This is a genomic window from Pseudomonas sp. MWU13-2100, from assembly GCF_023242365.1.
Classification (GTDB): Bacteria; Pseudomonadota; Gammaproteobacteria; order Pseudomonadales; family Pseudomonadaceae; genus Aquipseudomonas.
In genome coordinates, this window is sequence record NZ_JALLIX010000012.1 from 47,065 (window position 1) to 63,453 (window position 16,389).

18 protein-coding genes are annotated in these 16,389 nt (G+C 62.5%); 8 read left to right on the forward strand and 10 right to left on the reverse strand.

The annotated features are described in order from the left end of the window. Nucleotides 1–50: 50 nt before the first annotated feature. The 3 genes from rpoZ to M5B99_RS10800 form a co-directional block, all read right to left on the reverse strand. Entirely contained in the window at nucleotides 51–314 is a 264-nt protein-coding gene (rpoZ, locus tag M5B99_RS10790) for a DNA-directed RNA polymerase subunit omega (RefSeq protein ID WP_103499221.1), read from the reverse strand. A gap of 167 nt (nucleotides 315–481) precedes the next feature. Continuing rightward, nucleotides 482–1,102 carry a guanylate kinase gene (gene gmk, locus M5B99_RS10795; protein ID WP_248804010.1) on the reverse strand — a complete coding sequence of 207 codons (621 nt, stop codon included), beginning with the start codon at nucleotides 1,100–1,102 and terminating at the stop codon, nucleotides 482–484. A 12-nt stretch (nucleotides 1,103–1,114) separates the two neighbouring features. Continuing rightward, a complete protein-coding gene (locus M5B99_RS10800; protein WP_248804011.1) occupies nucleotides 1,115–1,978 on the reverse strand; it encodes a YicC/YloC family endoribonuclease in 864 nt (287 codons plus the stop codon). A gap of 338 nt (nucleotides 1,979–2,316) precedes the next feature. Between M5B99_RS10800 and rph the strand changes: the two genes are divergently transcribed. Both rph and M5B99_RS10810 read left to right on the forward strand, forming a co-directional pair. Beyond that, the gene (gene rph / locus M5B99_RS10805; protein WP_248804012.1) at nucleotides 2,317–3,039 is read left to right on the forward strand and encodes a ribonuclease PH; all 723 of its coding nucleotides are present in this window, start codon (nucleotides 2,317–2,319) and stop codon (nucleotides 3,037–3,039) included. A 34-nt stretch (nucleotides 3,040–3,073) separates the two neighbouring features. Continuing rightward, nucleotides 3,074–3,442 carry a DUF4870 domain-containing protein gene (locus M5B99_RS10810; RefSeq protein WP_248804013.1) on the forward strand — a complete coding sequence of 123 codons (369 nt, stop codon included), beginning with the start codon at nucleotides 3,074–3,076 and terminating at the stop codon, nucleotides 3,440–3,442. Nucleotides 3,443–3,522: 80 nt separating this feature from the next. On the opposite strand, the gene M5B99_RS10815 is transcribed toward M5B99_RS10810, so the two are convergent. Beyond that, the gene (locus tag M5B99_RS10815) at nucleotides 3,523–4,302 is read right to left on the reverse strand and encodes an exodeoxyribonuclease III (protein WP_003176915.1); all 780 of its coding nucleotides are present in this window, start codon (nucleotides 4,300–4,302) and stop codon (nucleotides 3,523–3,525) included. 83 nt (nucleotides 4,303–4,385) lie between these two features. On the opposite strand from M5B99_RS10815, the gene pyrE reads away from it, so the two are divergent. Both pyrE and M5B99_RS10825 read left to right on the forward strand, forming a co-directional pair. Further along, nucleotides 4,386–5,027, forward strand: a complete 642-nt coding sequence (gene pyrE, locus M5B99_RS10820) for an orotate phosphoribosyltransferase (protein ID WP_248804014.1) — start codon at nucleotides 4,386–4,388, stop codon at nucleotides 5,025–5,027. A 36-nt stretch (nucleotides 5,028–5,063) separates the two neighbouring features. After that, a complete protein-coding gene (locus tag M5B99_RS10825) occupies nucleotides 5,064–5,621 on the forward strand; it encodes a DUF4124 domain-containing protein (protein WP_248804015.1) in 558 nt (185 codons plus the stop codon). A gap of 126 nt (nucleotides 5,622–5,747) precedes the next feature. Here the strand turns inward: M5B99_RS10825 and argB are convergent, their stop codons facing one another. The 4 genes from argB to coaBC all read right to left on the reverse strand — a co-directional run bounded on the left by argB (nucleotide 5,748) and on the right by coaBC (nucleotide 11,052). After that, complete coding sequence (argB, locus tag M5B99_RS10830; protein WP_177094030.1) at nucleotides 5,748–6,653, reverse strand: acetylglutamate kinase; 906 nt, start codon at nucleotides 6,651–6,653, stop codon at nucleotides 5,748–5,750. Nucleotides 6,654–6,717: 64 nt separating this feature from the next. Next, complete coding sequence (locus tag M5B99_RS10835; RefSeq protein ID WP_248804087.1) at nucleotides 6,718–8,115, reverse strand: phosphomannomutase/phosphoglucomutase; 1,398 nt, start codon at nucleotides 8,113–8,115, stop codon at nucleotides 6,718–6,720. Nucleotides 8,116–9,382: 1,267 nt separating this feature from the next. Then, nucleotides 9,383–9,838, reverse strand: coding sequence for a dUTP diphosphatase (gene dut / locus M5B99_RS10840; RefSeq protein ID WP_100942178.1), 456 nt, complete (start codon nucleotides 9,836–9,838; stop codon nucleotides 9,383–9,385). 5 nt (nucleotides 9,839–9,843) lie between these two features. After that, nucleotides 9,844–11,052 carry a bifunctional phosphopantothenoylcysteine decarboxylase/phosphopantothenate--cysteine ligase CoaBC gene (gene coaBC, locus M5B99_RS10845; protein WP_248804016.1) on the reverse strand — a complete coding sequence of 403 codons (1,209 nt, stop codon included), beginning with the start codon at nucleotides 11,050–11,052 and terminating at the stop codon, nucleotides 9,844–9,846. Nucleotides 11,053–11,185: 133 nt separating this feature from the next. Here coaBC and radC point away from each other — a divergent pair, with 133 nt between their 5' ends. Further along, a complete protein-coding gene (gene radC, locus M5B99_RS10850; protein ID WP_248804017.1) occupies nucleotides 11,186–11,860 on the forward strand; it encodes a RadC family protein in 675 nt (224 codons plus the stop codon). A 92-nt stretch (nucleotides 11,861–11,952) separates the two neighbouring features. On the opposite strand, the gene M5B99_RS10855 is transcribed toward radC, so the two are convergent. Beyond that, nucleotides 11,953–13,542, reverse strand: a complete 1,590-nt coding sequence (locus M5B99_RS10855; RefSeq protein WP_248804018.1) for an ABC transporter substrate-binding protein — start codon at nucleotides 13,540–13,542, stop codon at nucleotides 11,953–11,955. A 450-nt stretch (nucleotides 13,543–13,992) separates the two neighbouring features. Between M5B99_RS10855 and rpmB the strand changes: the two genes are divergently transcribed. The 3 genes from rpmB (at nucleotide 13,993) to M5B99_RS10870 (ending at nucleotide 15,935) form a co-directional block, all read left to right on the forward strand. Next, entirely contained in the window at nucleotides 13,993–14,226 is a 234-nt protein-coding gene (gene rpmB / locus M5B99_RS10860) for a 50S ribosomal protein L28 (protein ID WP_007921114.1), read from the forward strand. 12 nt (nucleotides 14,227–14,238) lie between these two features. Next, nucleotides 14,239–14,394: a 50S ribosomal protein L33 gene (rpmG, locus tag M5B99_RS10865; RefSeq protein ID WP_003177274.1), complete on the forward strand. Its 156-nt coding sequence runs from the start codon at nucleotides 14,239–14,241 to the stop codon at nucleotides 14,392–14,394. 161 nt (nucleotides 14,395–14,555) lie between these two features. Continuing rightward, a complete protein-coding gene (locus tag M5B99_RS10870) occupies nucleotides 14,556–15,935 on the forward strand; it encodes a hypothetical protein (protein WP_248804019.1) in 1,380 nt (459 codons plus the stop codon). Here the strand turns inward: M5B99_RS10870 and M5B99_RS10875 are convergent, their stop codons facing one another. Further along, the gene (locus tag M5B99_RS10875) at nucleotides 15,936–16,298 is read right to left on the reverse strand and encodes a cupin domain-containing protein (RefSeq protein WP_248804020.1); all 363 of its coding nucleotides are present in this window, start codon (nucleotides 16,296–16,298) and stop codon (nucleotides 15,936–15,938) included. Between the last annotated feature and the right edge of the window lie 91 nt (nucleotides 16,299–16,389).

The window sequence follows — 16,389 nt, forward strand, 5'->3', positions numbered from 1 at the left end:
CCGACCGAAGCTTTGTACCCTGCGCCGTGCTCCGTCGACCAGGCATAGGCTTAGACGGCCTCGTTGGACTCGTCCTCGAAGGCCGCGAAGACTGGGTCTTCATGGACGATATCCTGTTCAGCGATGAACGCGTCCGTCACGTAGCCTTCGGCGATTTCCCGCAGCGCCATTACGGTTGGTTTGTCATTTTCCCACGCCAGCTTCGGCTCTTTGCCGCCGGTCGCCAGTTGACGAGCGCGCTTGGTGGAGAGCATGACCAGCTCAAAACGGTTAGCCACATGTTCTAGGCAGTCTTCAACGGTTACGCGGGCCATGGTGTTCCTCGTAGCAAATGCGGTAATCACGCTACCCGGATGGGCGAGCGGACTGAACAGTTTAAAAAATCACCAGCGTTTAGGGAAGCGCTGATTTTTCCGGCTGCTTCGCCGACGCGCTACGAGTACCAATGTAAAGCCCTCGCGGCGCTTTTGGGAAGTGTTGCTTATGCCAGCAATTCACTCAATAGCTGAGTGAAATGTTGCTGTTGGGGGCCCTGTCGCAGGCGATTGGCGCGGAAAATCGCCTTCAGATCGTCCAGTGCGTGGGCAAAATCGTCGTTGATGATCAGGAAATCGTATTCGACGTAGTGGCTCATTTCACTGACCGCTTCGCGCATCCGTCCTTCGATGATCGCGTCGCTGTCCTGGCCGCGGTTGGTCAGGCGCTGACGCAGGGCCTGCTGGCTCGGCGGCAGGATAAAGATCGAGCGGGCCGCGGGCATTTGCCGGCGCACTTGTTCGGCGCCCTGCCAGTCGATTTCCAGGATCAGGTCATGGCCTTCGTCCAGGGTCTGCTGCAGGTGGCTCTGGGAGGTGCCATAGAGGTTGCCGAAGACTTCGGCCTGCTCGAGGAAATCCCCGTGCTCGACCATCCGCACGAACTCGGCGCGCTCGACGAAGTGGTAGTTCACGCCGTTGGCTTCGCCCGGGCGCATGGCGCGGGTGGTGTGCGAGACCGAGACGCGGATCTGCGGTTCGGCATCGATCAGGGCCTTGACCAGGCTGGTCTTGCCTGCGCCCGACGGTGCGGAAATGATGTAGAGGGTGCCAGTGCTGTGGGTCATGTCGGGTTAGCCTTACTCGATGTTCTGTACTTGTTCGCGCATTTGCTCGATCAACACCTTGAGATTGACCGCCGCCTGGGTGCTGCGCGGGTCGAAGGCCTTGGAACCGAGGGTGTTGGCTTCGCGATTGAGTTCCTGCATCAGGAAGTCCAGGCGTCGGCCGGCCGCGCCGCCGGACTTGAGCACCCGGCGGACTTCGATGATATGGGTGGCGAGGCGGTCGAGTTCTTCGGCCACGTCGCTTTTCTGCGCCAGCAGGACCATTTCCTGCTCCAGGCGGGTCGGATCCAGCTCGGCTTTCATGTCGGCGAAGCGGTCGAGGACTTTCTGGCGCTGGCTGGCGAGCATCTGCGGCACCTGTTCGCGCAGGGTCGCGACATCGCCTTCGATGGCGTCCAGGCGCTCGACGATCAAGCGGGCCAGTTCCGCGCCTTCGCGCTGGCGGCCGTTCTTGAGTTCCTTGAGGCCCAGGTTGAACAGGGTCAATGCCTCGTTGTTCAGGGCCTGCGGGTCGCTGGCGTCGGCCACCAGCACGCCGGGCCAGGCGAGGACCTCCAGCGGGTTCAGCGCGGCGGGCTGCTTGATCAGGCTGGCGACGGTCTCAGCGGCGGCGATCAACTGCGTGGCGCGCTCGCGGTCGATCTGCAGGGCCTTGCCAGTGGTTTCCTCGGTGAAGCGCAGGGTGCATTCCAGCTTGCCCCGGGACAGGCCCTGGCGCAGGGCCTCGCGAACCGCGCCCTCGAGGTCACGGAAGGATTCCGGCAAGCGCAGGTGGGGTTCCAGGTAGCGGCTGTTGACCGAGCGCAGCTCCCAGCTCAGGGTGCCCTGGCTGACGGCGCTTTCGACGCGGGCGAAGGCGGTCATGCTGTGGACCATGGAAGTACCTCGCGATTCTGGTTCGCCGCCGCGTGGGCGGGGCGGACCGATGAATGAATTAAAGCCGACAGGCAGCAAAGGCGCAGGATTGTAGCGCAGTGCGGTCGCAGTCCCCAAACCTTGTGGGAGCGGAGCTTGCCCGCGAAGGGGGGGGGCGCCGCGGTTATTCAGATACACAGCGTTATCGTTCTTCGCGGGCAAGCTCCGCTCCCACATTTCAAGTCCGCGTTTTGTGCTTCAGAGCCTTTGGTGCGGCTGTAACCTTTTTAGACGTGCCCAGAGCGAGTCATGACCTCTATAATGCCGGGTAGATTTCCGTCCTCGTACAGGTATTCCCAATGAAACGTCCAAGTGGTCGCGCCGCCGATCAGCTTCGCTCGATCCGCATCACCCGCAACTACACCAAACACGCCGAGGGATCCGTACTGGTCGAGTTCGGTGATACCAAAGTGATTTGCACGGTCAGTGTCGAGAACGGTGTGCCGCGTTTCCTCAAGGGCCAGGGCCAGGGTTGGCTGACCGCCGAGTACGGCATGCTGCCGCGTGCCACCGGCGAGCGTAACCAGCGTGAGGCCAGCCGTGGCAAGCAAGGCGGCCGGACCCTGGAGATCCAGCGCCTGATCGGCCGTTCGCTGCGCGCCGCGCTGGACATGTCCAAGCTGGGTGATGTGACCCTGTATGTCGACTGCGATGTGATCCAGGCCGACGGTGGCACCCGCACCGCGTCCATCACCGGTGCCATGGTTGCACTGGTCGACGCCTTGGCGGTGATCAAGAAGCGTGGCGGCTTGAAGGGCGGTAGCCCGCTCAAGCAGATGATCGCTGCGGTGTCGGTGGGTATGTACCAGGGCGAGCCGGTGCTCGACCTCGATTACCTGGAAGACTCGGCGGCCGAGACCGACCTGAACGTGGTCATGACCAGCACGGGCGGTTTCATTGAAGTCCAGGGCACGGCCGAAGGCGCGCCGTTCCAGCCAGAAGACCTGAACGCGATGCTGGCGCTGGCGCAGAAAGGCATGAACGACATTTTCGAATTGCAGAAAGCCGCCTTGGCCGACTGAGCAACCGAACCGTTTTCAGCATAAGGAGCGCGTGATGAATGACGATCAGTTACCCGTAACCACTCCGAGCCAGGAAGTCAGGCAGTGGGCGATGTTCTGTCATTTGTCGGCGTTTCTCGGCTACTGGTTTCCGTTCGGTAGTCTGATCGGCCCGCTGATTCTTTGGCAGATGAAGCGCGAGCAGGACCCGTTCATCGACGCCCAGGGCAAGGAAGCGCTGAACTTCCAGATCACCGTGGCGGTGGCGGCGATGGTCTGTATCCCGCTGATGTTCGTCCTGATCGGCATCCCGCTGTTCGGTCTGCTGGTGATCGCGGCGGTGGTGTTGACCATCATTGCCGGGGTCAAGGCCAATGAGGGCGTGGCGTACCGCTATCCCTTCACCTGGCGCCCGATCAAGTAGCCCCGGGCAGCGCTGCGTCAGGCGCTGGCACGCAAAAAAGCCGACTTGGCGTCGGCTTTTTTGTCACTGCGAAAAGACGCTTAGATGGTCAGCGTCCAGTCGTAGTCGACGATCAGCGGCGCGTGCTGCGAGAAGCGCGGCTGGCGCGGCAGGCGTGCACTGCGGACGAAACGGCGCAGGCCCGGGGTCAGCAACTGATAGTCGAAACGCCAGCCGAGGTTGAGCATCTCGGCCTGTTCGTTATCCGGCCACCAGCTGTACTGGTCGCCTTCGCGGCTGACTTCGCGCAGGGCATCGACATAACCCATGTTGCCGACAATCTCATCCATCCAGGCCCGTTCCGGCGCCAGGAAGCCCGGGGATTGCTGGCTGTCGCGCCAGTTCTTGATGTCCAGCTTCTGTTGCGCGACGTACAGCGAGCCACAGTAGATGTATTCACGACGTTTGCGCCGCTGTTTATCCAGGTAGCGAGCGAAGTCGTCCATAAGCTTGAACTTCTGGTTCAAGTCTTCATCGCCGTTCTGCCCCGAGGGAAGCAGCAAGGTCGCGATGCTGACCTTATCGAAATCGGCTTGCAGGTAGCGCCCGTAGCGGTCTGCCGTCTCGAAACCGAGACCGCTGATGACAGCCTTCGGTTGCAACCGCGAATACAGAGCCACGCCACCCTGGGCGGGGACTTCGGCATCGCAGGCATAAAGGAAGTAGCCATCCAGTTGGAAGGCTGGGTCGTCCAGTTCAAAGGCGGAGGCGCGGGTGTCCTGCAGGCAGATGACGTCGGCATTCTGAGCTTGCAGCCAACTGAGCAAACCACGCTCGACTGCGGCCTGAATACCATTGACGTTCACACTGATGATCCGCATAAATGGCCCCAAAAATCACGTGCGTGTATGATACCCCAAGGTCTACCTAATTAGCTAAATCCGTGGTATTTGGGGCTTTTTTCATGCAGGCGTATCAACGCGATTTCATTCGTTTCGCCATCGATCGCGGGGTTTTGCGCTTCGGTGAGTTCACTCTGAAGTCCGGGCGGACCAGCCCTTACTTCTTCAATGCCGGCCTGTTCAACAGCGGTTCGGCCCTGGCCCAGCTGGGGCGTTTCTATGCGTCGGCGATCGTCGAGAGCGGCATTTCGTTCGACGTGCTGTTTGGTCCGGCCTACAAGGGCATTCCCCTGGCGGCGGCCACCGCCGTGGCCCTGGCCGAGCATCATGGGCGTGATCTGCCCTGGTGTTTCAACCGCAAGGAAGCCAAGGCCCACGGCGAAGGCGGCAGCCTGGTCGGCGCGCCGCTGGTCGGCGATGTGCTGATCATCGACGACGTAATCACCGCCGGCACCGCGATCCGCGAGGTGATGCAGATCATCCAGGCCCAGGGCGCCAAGCCTGCCGGCGTGCTGATCGCCCTCAACCGTCAGGAACGCGGCAATGGCGAGCTGTCGGCGATCCAGGAAGTCGAGCGTGACTTCGCGATCCCGGTGGTCAGCATTGTGTCCCTGACCCAGGTCCTGCAGTTCCTGGCCGACGATGAGCAGCTCAAGCAGCATCTGCCTGCGGTTGAGGCTTATCGCGCGCAATACGGGATCTGACCTCCCTTGCGCCGTGGGTATCGGTGGTTGCCCCTGATGCTCTGTGCGTCCTTTGCCGCCCAGGCCGAGGACGCATCCGGCATGCTGCTGTATCGCTATGTCGACGGTAAAGGCGTCACGGTGCTCGATCGCCAGGTGCCCCCGGAGTATGCGGGCAAGGGCTATCAGGTGCTGAACTCGCGGGGACGGGTGGTGCAGACGATTGCGCCGGCGCCGACGGCCGAGGAACTGGCGCGCTTACAGGCGCAGAAAGCCCAGGCCGACGCCAATGCACAGCTGTTGCAGCGTTATTCCAGTGTCAGTGAGGTCGATAAGGCTCAGGCTCGAAAGCTGGCTGAGTTGGATGCGATGCTTGCGAGCATCCAGACCAATCTGCAAGCCCTGCTGGCGCAGCAGGCCGGCTTGCAAAGCCAGGCGGCGGGGCAGGAGCGGGCGGGGCACGAGGTGTCGCCGCAGTTGCTCGGGCAACTCGCTGGGCTACGGGATGAACAGGCGCGGCTGAGGGCGGATATTGCCCGCTACCAGGCGGCACGGGTCCAGGCGCAGCAGGACTTTGCCGTGGATCGGGCGCGGGTGGAGCAGTTGACGCACTGACACAAGGTCAACGCGAGCCTGCAAAGAAGACTGCCTCGACTTGCAACTACGGCTGACGCGACCCCCGTGGGAGCCGGCAAGCCAGCTCCTACAGGGGGGCGTTTTCGAGTCTGTGTTTCGGCTTGATCAGTGACGCTTGCGATTACTGATCAGGGTGCCCATGCCGGTATCGGTGAAAATCTCCAGCAGCACCGCATTCGGCACGCGGCCGTCGATGATCAGCGAGCTACCGACCCCGCCCTGTACCGCTTCCAGCGCACAACGAATCTTCGGCAGCATGCCGCCGTAGATGGTGCCGTCGGCGATCAGGTCGTCGACCTGGGTGGTGCTCAGGCCGGTGAGGACCTTGCCTTCCTTGTCCATCAGGCCGGCAATGTTGGTCAGCAGCATCAGCTTCTCGGCCTTGAGGGCCTCGGCGATCTTGCCCGCGACCAGGTCGGCGTTGATGTTGTAGGACTCGCCATTGGCACCCACGCCGATCGGCGCGATCACCGGGATGAAATCACCCTTGACCAGCAGGTTCAGCAGATCGGTGTTGATCCCGACCACTTCGCCGACCTGGCCGATGTCGATGATTTCCGGCTGGGTCATTTCCGGAGTCTGGCGGGTCACGGTGAGCTTTTTCGCGCGGATCAACTCGGCGTCCTTGCCGGTCAGGCCGATGGCACTGCCGCCGTGACGGTTGATCAGGTTGACGATGCTCTTGTTCACTTGCCCGCCGAGGACCATTTCCACCACGTCCATGGTCTGCGCGTCGGTGACGCGCATGCCGTCGATAAAGTGGCTCTCGATGGACAGGCGCTTGAGCAAGTCACCGATCTGCGGGCCACCGCCGTGGACCACCACCGGGTTGATCCCCACCGCTTTCATCAACACGATGTCGCGGGCAAAACCGGTTTTCAGCTCTTCGCTTTCCATGGCGTTGCCGCCGTACTTGATCACCAGCGTCTTGCCGACGTATCGGCGGATGTAAGGCAACGCTTCGGAAAGAACCTTGGCGGTATTGGCAGCGGCATCGCGTTCGAGGGTCATTCAGGGCTCCGGTGGAACAAGTGGTCGGACGGTGCAAAGACTATGCTTTTACACCGTCCAGAGGTCAGAACGGTAGTGGGAGGTCAGGTGCAACACGTTTCAATTGGGCGTGGAACACGTCCTTGATGCGCTGCAATTCGGCTTCGCTGTCGGCCTCGAAGCGCAGGACCAGCACCGGCGTGGTGTTGGAGGCGCGGACCAGGCCCCAGCCCTGGGGATAGTCGACCCGTACACCGTCGATGGTGGTCAGGTTGGCATCGCCCCAGTCGGCGTCGCGTTGCAGTGCATCAATGATGCTGAATTTGCCCTCGTCGGTCACATTGATATTGATTTCCGGCGTGGAAATATCGTTCGGGAAGGTCGCGAACAGCTCCTCGGCGCTGGATTTTTCCTGGCTGAGGATCTCCAGCAGGCGCGCGGCGCTGTAGATACCGTCGTCGAAACCGAACCAGCGTTCCTTGAAGAAGATATGGCCGCTCATTTCTCCGGCGAGCAGGGCGCCGCTTTCCTTCATCTTTTTCTTGATCAGCGAGTGGCCGGTTTTCCACATCACCGGACGACCGCCGTATTCGCGGATCAAGGGGGTCAGGCGACGGGTGCACTTGACGTCGAAAATGATGTCCGCGCCCGGGTTGCGCGCCACTACATCCTTGGCGAACAGCATCAGCAGGCGGTCGGGGAAGACGATGCTGCCGGTGTTGGTCACCACGCCCACGCGGTCGCCGTCGCCGTCGAAGGCCAGGCCCAGGTCGGCATGGCTTTCCTTGACCTTGGCGATCAGGTCCACGAGGTTCTCGGGCTTGCCCGGGTCCGGGTGGTGGTTGGGGAAGTGGCCGTCGACCTCTTCGAACAGCGAGATCACTTCGCAGCCCAGGGCTTCGATCAGCTTGGGCGCGATGACCCCGGCGGCGCCGTTGCCGCAGTCGACCACGACCTTGAGCTTCTTCGCCAGCACGATGTCGTTGCGGATCTGCTCGAAGTATGGGGTGAGGATGTCGACCTTCTCGACGCTGCCCTTGCCGCTGCTCAGGTCATTGGTCTTGAGACGGGTGTGCAGGGCCTGGATCTGTTCGTTGGCCAGGGTGTCGCCGGCGATGACGATCTTGAAGCCGTTGTAGTTCGACGGGTTGTGGCTGCCGGTGAGCATTACCCCGGACTTGCCGGCCAGCACGTTGGCGGCGTAGTACAGCGCCGGGGTCGGCACCAGGCCGACATCGCTGACATGGCAGCCGCTGTCGTGCAGACCCTGGATCAGCTGCTGGACCAGCTCCGGTCCGGACAGGCGCCCGTCACGACCCACCGAAACGTTGGGTTCGCCCTGGGCCAGGCTCTGCGCGCCGATAGCGCGACCGATCCAGTAGGCGGTTTCGCCGTTCAGGGTCTCCGGGACCGTGCCACGGATGTCGTAGGCGCGGAAGATGCTGTCAGGGAAGCTCGGGATGGCCGGTGCGATGCTGTTCATGGTGTGGGGGGGCTCCGTTCCCAGGAAATCCTGGTGTTCGTCGAGAATATCGATATCGAGAATGTCGGTATCTTGGAACAGCGGATCGGCCCAGACGGCACTTGGCGTCACGGGCTGGATCGGCGCTGGGGCGCTGCGGATCGCAGGGCCTGGATCACTGCCGGCAGGCTCGGGATGACCATTGCGCAAGGAAAAGCGCGCCAGTTCCTGAGCCAGTGCATTGAGGGCCGGCAGACTCAAGCTGAAGGCTTTGACGGCTTTGCCGCCGGAGAGTTCGCGAAACAACTGCTCCAACTGTCGGGCATCGCCGTCGATACGGGTCTGCAGGCGTTTGTGCGGCAGGTAGATGCCCAGCAGGGCGCCGCCCAGGGCGAGCAAGGCGGCGAGTGCCATCAAGGCGTAGGCGCTCAGGGGGTAGGACAGTTTGAGCAAGGGGCCAGGGCTGAATTTCAGTACCCAGTTGGGGTTGCCAGTGCCAAAGGCAACGCTTTCGTCCGCTGTCGCCGTTCCGCGCTGATCCAACACCTGTTCCGGGCTGCCGAGGACACTTTGCGTCAGGCGCAGCTCGCCGGTCTCCAGGTTCCAGGTGCCGAAGGGTTGGAGCAGTCGTTGCAGATCGAAGACCAGCAGCAGGGTGCCGCCGCTCTGGGGATCGGTGGGGGCCTTGAGCGCGGCCACGCTGTAGACCAGCCAGCGTTGGCCGATCTTGTAGGCTTCCGGTGCCGGGCGGGTGCCGCGCTCGGCGCGGGTGATCAGGTCCAGCGCCGAGAAATTCAGCGGCGCGGCGCGGTCATTGCTCGGTTGGGCCTGGCCGGGCAGGTAGAGTTGCGCGTCCACCAGGCCATTGGCGAAGCGCAGGCCGGCTTCCGCGGCCTTGACCTGATCGGCGTTCTGGCTTTGCAGGGCCTTGAGCAGCGAGGGATCAAGGGCCGCGGCTTCGGTCTGCGCGATCAGGTCGTGGGTCGCCTGGCTCAGGCCCGCGGCCGCCACGGCGCCGGGATACTGCGCCAGGCTGCCGCGTAACGTCTGGCTCCAGGGTGCGACTACGCCAAACCATAGGAGCGCGGCGGCCAGGATCAACCCGCCGAGGGCAAGTAGCAGCCCCGGTAGCAGCGGGTTGCTGGCGTCGCCTGAAGGCGGATGGCCGTTGCTTTCGTGACCGCCGGCGGTCTTGGTACTGCGCTTGAAGCCTTTCAAATACTGCCTCCGAGAGGATCATCCTGAAATTCAACGCGCACCGTTCGGACCGGGCCGGGATCAGCTTAGGTCAATGGCTGCCCGAATGCCCGAAGCCGCCGGCACCGCGCTGGCTCTCGTCGAAGGTTTCGACCAGCTCGAAGTGCGCCTGGACCACGGGTACCAGCACCAGTTGGGCAATGCGCTCGCCGACGACGATGTTGAAGGCGGTCTGGCCACGGTTCCAGCAGGACACCATCAGTTCGCCCTGGTAGTCGGAATCGATCAGGCCCACCAGGTTACCCAGCACGATGCCGTGTTTGTGGCCCAGGCCGGAGCGCGGCAGGATCAGGGCGGCAAGGCCCGGGTCGCCGATGTACACCGACAGGCCGGTGGGGATCAGCAAGGTCTGGCCCGGCTCCAGTACGGTGTCCTGCTGGAGCATGGCGCGCAGGTCGAGGCCGGCGGAGCCGGGCGTGGCGTACTGCGGCAGCGGGAATTCGCCGCCGATGCGCGGGTCGAGGATCTTGGCTTGCAAAGCGTGCATGAAAATTAAACCTGGTTCAGTCGTTCGGCGATAAAGGACACCAGCTGGCGGGCAATCTTGCCCTTGCTGGTCTGGGCAAAGAGTGTCGCGTGGAGCTCGCGGTCGATCACGCTGCAGGCGTTTTCCTCGCTGTTGAAGCCAATGCTGGGGTTGGCCACGTCATTGGCGACGATCAGGTCGAGGTTCTTGTCCTTGAGCTTGCGCGCGGCGTAGTCGAGCAGGTGTTCGGTTTCGGCGGCGAAACCGACGCTGAACGGACGGTCGGCGCGGCTGGCAATGGTGGCCAGGATGTCCGGGTTACGCACCATCTGCAGCAGTAGGCCGTCGCCGTTCGTAGGGTCTTTCTTGAGTTTTTGCGGGGCAACGACTTCCGGGCGGTAGTCCGCGACCGCTGCCGAGGCGATAAACAGGTCGCAGGGCATGGCGGCTTCGCAGGCGGCGAGCATGTCGCGGGCGCTGACCACGTCGATGCGGGTCACCCGGTCCGGGGTCGGCAGGTGCACCGGGCCGGTGATCAGGGTCACCCGGGCACCGGCTTCCACCGCGGCTTCGGCCAGGGCGAAGCCCATTTTCCCGGAGCTGTGGTTGGTGATGTAGCGCACCGGGTCGATGTTTTCCTGGGTCGGGCCGGCGGTGATCAATACGTGTTTGCCGGTCATGGCCAGGTGCTGGAAGCAATCGGCGGCGCATTGCGCCAGGTCCGTGGCTTCGAGCATACGACCGAGGCCGACGTCGCCGCAGGCCTGGCTGCCGGAGGCCGGGCCGAAGACTTTCAGGCCACGGCTTTGCAGCAATTGGGTGTTGGCCTGGGTGGCCGGGTCGCGCCACATGGCCTGGTTCATCGCCGGAGCGATGGCCACGATGGCGTCGGTGGCGAGCACCAGGGTGGTCAGCAGGTCGTTGGCGATGCCCTGGGCCAGGCGTGCGATCAGGTCGGCGGTGGCTGGGGCGATCAGCACCAGGTCGGCCCATTTCGCCAGCTCGATATGGCCCATGGCGGCCTCGGCGGCCGGGTCGAGCAGGTCCAGGTGCACCGGATGCCCGGACAGTGCCTGCATGGTCAGGGGGGTGATGAACTCGCTGCCGCCGCGGGTCATGACCACGCGCACTTCGGCGCCCTGGTCGAGGAGTCGGCGAACCAGCTCGGCGCTCTTGTAGGCAGCAATGCCGCCGCCGACGCCGAGAACGATGCGTTTCCGATACAGCCGCTGCATAGACCTGCCTTTTAGTCCGGTGATGGCTACCCCCGACGACGCCTCCCCAGGCCAGATCGGGGGTAAAAATGATGGGCTAAGATAACACAGCGACCGCCAGGGAACAGCGGCGCCACAAGGACAGGGAGGTGGAATGAGTATTCGTGATTGGCCGGCGGCGGAGCGGCCGCGAGAGAAATTACTGGAGCAGGGCGCGGCGAGTCTGTCGGACGCCGAGTTGCTGGCGATCTTTCTGCGCACCGGGGTCTCCGGCAAGAGTGCGGTGGACCTGGCCAGGCACCTGTTGAGCCGGTTCGGCAGCCTGCGCAATCTGCTGGAGTCCGACCAGCAGACGTTTGGTCGCCAGTTGGGCCTGGGGCCGGCCAAGTTCGCGCAATTGCAGGCGGTGCTGGAGATGGCTCGTCGGCATCTGGCCGAGCGGCTGCGCCGCGATTCGGTACTGGAAAGCCCGCGGGCGGTGCGCGATTACCTGAAGGCGATGCTGCGCCATGAGCCCCATGAGGTGTTCGCCTGCCTGTTTCTCGACAGCAAGCACCGGGTGTTGGCGTTCGAACCGTTGTTTCACGGTTCCATCGACAACGCCAGTGTCTATCCGCGGCAGGTGGTCAAGCGGGCACTGGCGCACAATGCGGCGGCGTTGATCCTGTGTCACAACCACCCTTCGGGGGTCGCCGAACCCAGCCAGGCCGATCATGTGCTGACCAAGCGGCTGAAAACGGCGCTGGAGTTCGTCGATGTGCGGGTGCTCGATCATTTTATCGTCGGCGAGGGCGAGCCCTTGTCGATGATGGAGCGCGGCTGGATGTAACGGGATCGGGACGGCACCACGATTTTTTGTTGTAGGCGCCGAGCAAGCTCAGCTCCTACAGGGATCGCGCCCACCGTCGTATCGTGTGGCGATCAGGGTTTTACGCTGACCTTGGAAAAATCCTGCCGCCCGAACGGACTCACTGCATAGCCGTGGACATTCTTGCGCAGCAGGGCGAAGGCCGTCGGATGTGCCAGCGGCACCCACAATGCCTGCTGCTGGATCTGCGCCTGGGCCTGCTCATACAGCTTGCTGCGCACCCCTTGTTCACTGGTGGTCTTGCCGGCGCTGATCAACTTGTCCAGGCCCGCATCGCAGTAGCGGGCGAAGTTGGTGCCCGATTTCACCGCCGCACAGGAGAATTGCGGGGTCAGGAAGTTGTCCGGGTCGCCGTTGTCACCGGCCCAGCCCATGAACAGCAGGTCATGCTCGCCGGCCTTGGCTCGGCGGATCAATTCGCCCCATTCGATCACGCGGATCTGCGCCTGAATGCCGACTTCGGCGAGGTCGGCTTGCAGCAGCTGCGCGCCGAGGCTCGGGTTGGGGTTGAGCAGGCTGCCCGAAGGCCGTGTCCAGATGGTGGTCTGGAAGCCGTCCTTGAGTCCGACCTTGGCCAGCAAGGCCTTGGCTTTTTCCGGGTCGTGGGCGTAGCCGGGCAGGTCCTTGGCGTAACTCCAGGTGTTGGGCGGGTACGGGCCGTTGGCGGCCTCGGCGGTTTCTTCGAACACGGCCTTGAGGTAGCTGGTCTTGTCGACGGCGAGGTTGATCGCCTGGCGCACTTCTGGCTTGTCCAGTGGTGGATGCTGGCTGTTGATGGCGAGGAAGGCAGTCATGAAGGCTGCGGTTCTTTCCACCTTGAGCGTCGGCTCTTTGCTGGCGGCCGCGACATCCAGGGGCTTGGGCGAGAGCGCGATCTGGCATTCATTGCGCCGCAGCTTCTGCAGGCGGACGTTGGCATCCGGGGTAATGGCGAAGACCAGGCTGTCGACCGCCGGCTTGCCGGCGAAGTAGTCCGGGTTGGCGCTGTAGCGGATCGAGGCGTCCTTCTGGAACCGGCCGAACACGAACGGGCCGGTGCCGATGGGCTGGCTGTTGAGTTTTTCCGGGGTGCCCGCGCTCATCAGCTTGTCGGCGTATTCCGCCGAATAGATCGAGGCGAAGCCCATGCTCAGCGCGGCGAGGAAGGTCGAGTCGGGGTGATCGAGGGTGAAACGCACGGTCAGCGGATCAGTGGCCTCGATCCGTTTGATCAGGCTCGGCAGCTGCAGCGACTGGGCGTGGGGGAAGCCGCTCTGGGCGATCTGGTGCCAGGGGTTGGCCGGGTCGAGCATGCGCTCGAAGCTGAAGCGCACGTCGGCGGCGGTCAGGTCGCGGGTCGGCTTGAAGTAGTCGGTGTGATGGAATTTCACCCCCGGATGCAGCTTGAACTCATAGACCAGGCCGTCGTCGGACACGCTCCAGCTGTCGGCGAGGCTGGGCACCAGCTTGCCGCTGGCGGCGTCGAAGTCCACCAGGCGGTTCATCAGCACGTCGGCCGACGCGTTGGTGGTGGTCAGCGAGTTATACTGCACCACGTCGAACCCCTCGGGGCTGGCTTCGGTGCAGACGCTCAGGGTGCTGGCGGCCTGGGCCGGCAACCCGAGGAAGGGGACGAGCAATAGCGGTAGGGCAGCGAGACGCATATTCAGTATCCTTTGCAGGTCGTTGTCCCATCTGCGAGTGCAGTCTGGAAAAGTCCTACCCTAGAGGTATGGACGGCAATTGACTATCCCGTTTTTATCGGCTTTTTCAGTTTGCCTGCTTCCCCCAATATTTTCACCGCAAGCTTTGGCGGGCCTTTTGCGTCGGCGAACGGCATTGTGCGACGAGCGGCCTTTCAGGGCGCCAACCCCCGTTGCTGGCGTCCTGGCCGCTCATTTGCGCTGCGGCGCCGAGGTTTTAATCGTACTTGATGTTGTTGCATCTGAGTCTTTCTGGTATAAAGCAGCGCTCTTTTCTAGGGGCCCGGTTCCTTCGCTTGTAGGTGTAGCCGGTAAGACCCTTAAAGAAACGCGGCGCCTGGCGCCAAATGACTGAGAGATTAAGCGGCCAACCCATGCCGGGTTGGGCATGTGGTTTTAGAGGGCTGAGGCATGTCTAGAGTCTGTCAAGTTACCGGTAAGGGTCCGGTGACTGGGAATAACATTTCCCACGCAAACAACAAAACCCGTCGTCGTTTCCTGCCGAACCTGCAGCATCACCGCTTCTGGGTCGAGTCCGAGAAGCGTTTTGTGCGTCTGCGCGTGTCCGCCAAGGGCATGCGTATCATCGACAAGCGCGGCATTGATGTCGTGTTGGCCGAACTTCGTCGCGATGGCAAGGTATAAGGGAGCTAAATCATGCGTGAATTGATTCGTTTGATCTCGAGCGCCGGTACTGGTCATTTCTACACGACTGACAAGAACAAGCGCACTACTCCGGACAAAATCGAGATCAAGAAATATGATCCGGTTGTTCGTAAGCACGTGATCTACAAGGAAGGCAAAATCAAGTAATTGATTTTGTTTTTCGAGAAAAACCCCGACTGGTTCGGGGTTTTTTTTCGCCTTTTTTCAGCCGGCTCCTGCCGTCTGCATGCCTGATTCCTACATTTTTCCCGTTGCGCCTTTCCTAGACTGGGGTAAACACCGAAAGGATGCGGATGTGGAGAGCGCTCATGCTGATTGCGAGAATGTTTGGAATTCTGCTGCTGGTGGTCCTGGCGGCGGGGAGTATTGCGGTTTCGGCGGCGCCGTCGAAGGTTCAAGTCGGCACGGACGCCTATGTGCGCAGGATGATCGAGGCGACTCGGGCCGCCTGGCCCGCGCTGGCTGAATTCAACGAGGTCACCCATGTCTTCGCCGATATCCAGCTGTTGACCAGTAACGGGCGACGGGCCTGGTTGATGAGCGCTCACGGCGGGCAGGAGATCGACATGGCGGCCGTCAGGGTGCTTGGGCCGTCCTATGAATACAAGTCGTTCGACAAGTTCCGCTGGCAAGGTCGTCCGGCCGTTTTCGTGGGGATGGGCGAAGCGTTGCCCGAGGATGAGGTGCAACGGCTGGAGGACCCGCAGGCGGTTCCCGAGCTGTTTGGCCTGGCGACTCACGAGGCCTTTCATTTTTATGCCGAGGCGGCTTGGGCGCATCATCCCGGGGCCGAGCGCAGCATCCGCTATCCCGCCGTTGCCGAGCCGCGGCTGTATCGCAACCAGATGATTCGTCACTTGCTGGCGGCAGTCCAGGGGGAAGCCGATGGGATGGCACGGGCCAGCTACTGGTATCGCCGCTGGTTGGGCGAGCATGCCGATGAGTCGACGCGCATACGCAATACCGATCGCTCCGAAGGCAGTGCCCAGTATGTGGAGTTGATTGCTCAACTGCTGGCACTCGGGCTGAGGCCGGAGACTGCCGAATGGCAAGCGCTGATGCTCAAGAAGCTGGGCCCATCGAGTCAGACCGAGTTCCTGGCGGCCGATCATGAAAGTTATGCGCTGGGTGCCCTGGCAGGGCATCTGCTCGATCGCCGGGGTGTGAACTGGCTGCCTCGCGTTGCCAGGGGGGAAATGCCCGTGTCGATCCTCCTGGGTTCGGTTCCGCCCCTCGAGAACCCGCCTGACGAGTCCCTGGGGCGACGCCTGCGAAAAGCGATTGCCGAGACCAATCGTCAGGCAGAACAAGCCTTCGAACCCTTTCTGCAGCGTTTCAATGATCCGACAGGCAAACACCTTCTGGTGCCGCAAGGAGCCATGCAGGGGAGTTTCGGACTCGGCAATACCTACCGTATCGCCACGCTGCCCGAAAAAATTGAAACCGGAGTCGATGCCCGGTTCGCCTTGAGCGACGGTCGAATCGACCTCCGGACGGCGACGGTGGCTTCCCGGATCAAGGAGGACTGTGGTCGGGAGGATTTCTACTGGATCCTGGCCTTGACCGAAGCCGAGTTCGAGGAAACTGCCGAGGGGCGCCTGCGTCTCGAGCGCGATGACCTCCAGTTGGATATTCCCTATCCGCTCAAGTCCACCCAGGACCCACGGTCCTGGTGCGTCCAGGTCTGATCAGGCCTTCTGTTCGAAGACCACGTAGATCTTGCGGCAATGTTCCAGCACCTCCCAGGTGCCCTTGAAGCCCGCCGGAATCACGAAGCGATCGCCGGCACGCAGGGTCTTGGCGTTACCCTCTGCGTCGCGCAACACCGAGACGCCCTGGACGATTTCGCAGTATTCATGCTCGGTGTAGTTCACCGTCCACTGGCCTACCGCGCCTTCCCAGACGCCGGCATTCATCTGCCCGCAGGGACTGCCATAGTGGTTATAGATCGTCTGCTCGGGATCGCCCTTGAAGACTTTCTCCGCTGCCGGGCGAAAACGTTCCGGCGCGGGGGTGGCTTCGCTGAAATCGACGATGTCCTGGATGCTCATGGTGCTCTTCCTCTGCGATGGCGGGCCTTGGGGCGGAAGGTCCGAGTCTATGTTTATTAAAACGAACATGGCAACGGCGTTTGACGACCTT